We start from the raw sequence: 2,748 nt of genomic DNA on the forward strand, positions 1-2,748 counted from the left end.
GAATTCATTGCAATTTGCTATCTTTCGGACATGGCGGATAATCATAGCTGATTTTCCGCAACGAGCCATACACAAAACCGTTGTGTACCATTTGAGAAAAACCACGAAATTGAATGAAAATCGGAGAAAATAATAAACTGAAACCTTATCATTGGATAATTCCGATTTTGACGATTCCTATTTTTTTGCTCTTTTCTGCAAATTATTTTTGGATGTTTTTTGCAACAATGTCGGACAGAAGCGGACTTTGGGGCAGTATGTATTCGTATTATGATTTGACCAAAACAGAGTACGGATTTTACAACCTTATTCTAACTCTGATTTTGTGCGGACTTATACTCTCGCAACTGACTTTTCTGATTAAAAAAAACACTTACCGACTTAATAAGACCTTTTTAATTATGGGAATTTTAATCGGACTTATAATTTTGAGCGAAGTATATATGAAAACAAGATTTGTTGGAAAAGGATAACGGAAAAAATAAAAACGGTACACAACACCGTGTATAAAAAATTGCTATTTTTAGCTTAACCAATGTGAGTTGCTTTGCTTGCTAGCATCTGATTTTCCTTCGGAAAATCCTCGCACACAAGCACGCAACTTTCCATACACATAAACGTTGTAAGTAATTTGAGAAAAACGCTAACCATACTATTAATTCTGTCATTCGGACTTTTTTCTTGCAAGTCTGAAAAGAAATACTCGGACTATAACGAAACGGATTTTTATGAGGTTCAAGGAATTATAAATTATGCAAATCCGACAAGTGACCCTTTCGACAGTACAATCGAAAAAAATGTGAGTTTCACCTATTTTTTAGACCGACCAAATCCAAAAACGGGAATTGAGAATAACTTGGAAATGTTTGAAGCTCAAAATGGATATCCATTAATAGTTCTTGTGCATAAAGATGATGAAAACATAAGTTTTTATGGACGAGTTGGTATTCTTGAAAATTTGAACGAAAAGGAAAAAGAATTTCTATCTAAACACATCGAAAAAGAAATGGCTAAGATTAAGAAAAAGACGCCTGAATATATTTATAATGCACTAATAAAAGACACTATTAAAGAAAATAAAACTGACAAAAAATAAAAAACTACTTACAACACCGTATAAAAATAATGCTTAGTTTAGTGCTTAATCAAAGGTTAGTGCTGTTTTGCTAGCTTCTGATTTTCCTTCGGAAAATCCTCGCACACAAAACCGCACTATTCTTATACAATCACGTTGTAGCACATTTGAGAAATGCGTCAGGTAAAAGAAATAATATCGGAAATAGAATCATATGAAAGTGATGACGGAAATTGGTTGCGATTAGACGAATTAGTAACTGAATTATGGGAAAGCGGAAATCCCGAAATCGGAATTGATACTCTTTTCGGAGTCTTTGAAAAAAATCCGACTGATGATGGAGCAGGAGTTTTTTGGACAATATTACACGGACTTGAATCACTGGAATATGAACAGAAATTGTATGACTCTTTGATGGAAAGACCATCTCATATGACAATTACAATGTTGAAACGGATTGAAAATACGGATTCCGACACTATTGCTGGAAAATCTATTTCGGAATTGAAAAGTTTTATAAAGAACAATCCGAAGATTGAATCAGAATTACTAGATGAAATATAAAAACGTGCTACAACAATATATAACCGCAATTACGGCGGATTCGACTACGTCCGAATCCACTCGAAATTGCTAAAGTCAGTGCCAAACCGAAAATTACCGCATATTAACCCGTAACTGCGGTTATACTAAACGTTATGGGCAAGCTAAAATGACGATACCGAAATACTACATATTGACCTTTTTGACTTTCTGCTCTTTGACATTATTGGCACAGAATGGACCAGCAATTATTAATGACTCAGACGGATTTACAAATGTTCGCAGTGGACCAGGGACTGACTTTGACGTGATTGACACCTTGTTTAACGAAGACTTCTTCTACTTCAAATTTGACAACAACTCAGATTGGGCAAAAGTGACGGCTTGGAAAGGAAGACAAATCGAAGGCTTTATCCATAAAAGCAGAATTCAAGAAGTAAAGAACCTTGACAAAAATTCACTTAAAGAAATGATAATCTATGTGCTCGACAGACAAAGAGTACTGGCTGACAACTTTAGAACTGCTTGGAAAGCAAAGGACAGTCTTGCTTACCGAACAACCGTAAGAGAATTAGAAAACTACAGCGACACCAAATACGACCCAATTCTTCAAGTTATACCGAAGTATTTCTGTTCTACCAACGACATTGAAATAATTGACAAGTTCTTTGCGACAATGTGGGCAGACCAAGGATCTGCCAATGAAATGCCTTCATTTTCAATTGGCGACTGCTTTATTTGTAATCCAGACTTGGTAATGAAGCGACTTGAAAAAATAACGGACAATGAGCAGAAAATATTAATCCTTAACCATATAGAATGGGGACTACTGAATCATTTTGACGTTGATGAAGATGGAAGTTCGAACAACAAAGAATTTAACGCACTAATTGAACGAGTTAATAAAGAAAGAAAAAAAGCCAGCCCATAACAACGCATATAGCTTATGGCGGGTGAACGGCTGCCAGCAAGGTTTTCGCTCCGTAGCCAGCTTCGGTTTCGGTGGACAGGAAAGTGCTTCGAAACCGCCACAAGCCATATGCAAACCGTTAGCAACAAGCTGAAAAAACGCCAATGAAATTTTTCAATCTTTTCGGAAAGCCCAAAGGACAGAGCTCAAATACTGAATC

Annotated in this window: 4 protein-coding genes; all 4 read left to right on the forward strand. The window is 36.0% G+C overall.

Annotated features, from left to right (window positions below; translation table 11 throughout):
• Positions 1–212: 212 nt before the first annotated feature.
• The 4 genes from ABD963_RS15085 to ABD963_RS15100 all read left to right on the forward strand — a co-directional run bounded on the left by ABD963_RS15085 (position 213) and on the right by ABD963_RS15100 (position 2,549).
• The gene (locus ABD963_RS15085; RefSeq protein ID WP_345278287.1) at positions 213–473 is read left to right on the forward strand and encodes a hypothetical protein; all 261 of its coding nucleotides are present in this window, start codon (positions 213–215) and stop codon (positions 471–473) included.
• Between the two features lie 158 nt (positions 474–631).
• Positions 632–1,096, forward strand: coding sequence for a hypothetical protein (locus ABD963_RS15090; RefSeq protein ID WP_345278289.1), 465 nt, complete (start codon positions 632–634; stop codon positions 1,094–1,096).
• A 153-nt stretch (positions 1,097–1,249) separates the two neighbouring features.
• Positions 1,250–1,639 carry a hypothetical protein gene (locus tag ABD963_RS15095; protein ID WP_345278291.1) on the forward strand — a complete coding sequence of 130 codons (390 nt, stop codon included), beginning with the start codon at positions 1,250–1,252 and terminating at the stop codon, positions 1,637–1,639.
• A 298-nt stretch (positions 1,640–1,937) separates the two neighbouring features.
• Positions 1,938–2,549: a hypothetical protein gene (locus tag ABD963_RS15100; protein WP_345278293.1), complete on the forward strand. Its 612-nt coding sequence runs from the start codon at positions 1,938–1,940 to the stop codon at positions 2,547–2,549.
• Positions 2,550–2,748: the final 199 nt, after the last annotated feature.

Source organism: Litoribaculum gwangyangense (genome assembly GCF_039543505.1).
Lineage (GTDB): Bacteria > Bacteroidota > Bacteroidia > Flavobacteriales > Flavobacteriaceae > Litoribaculum > Litoribaculum gwangyangense.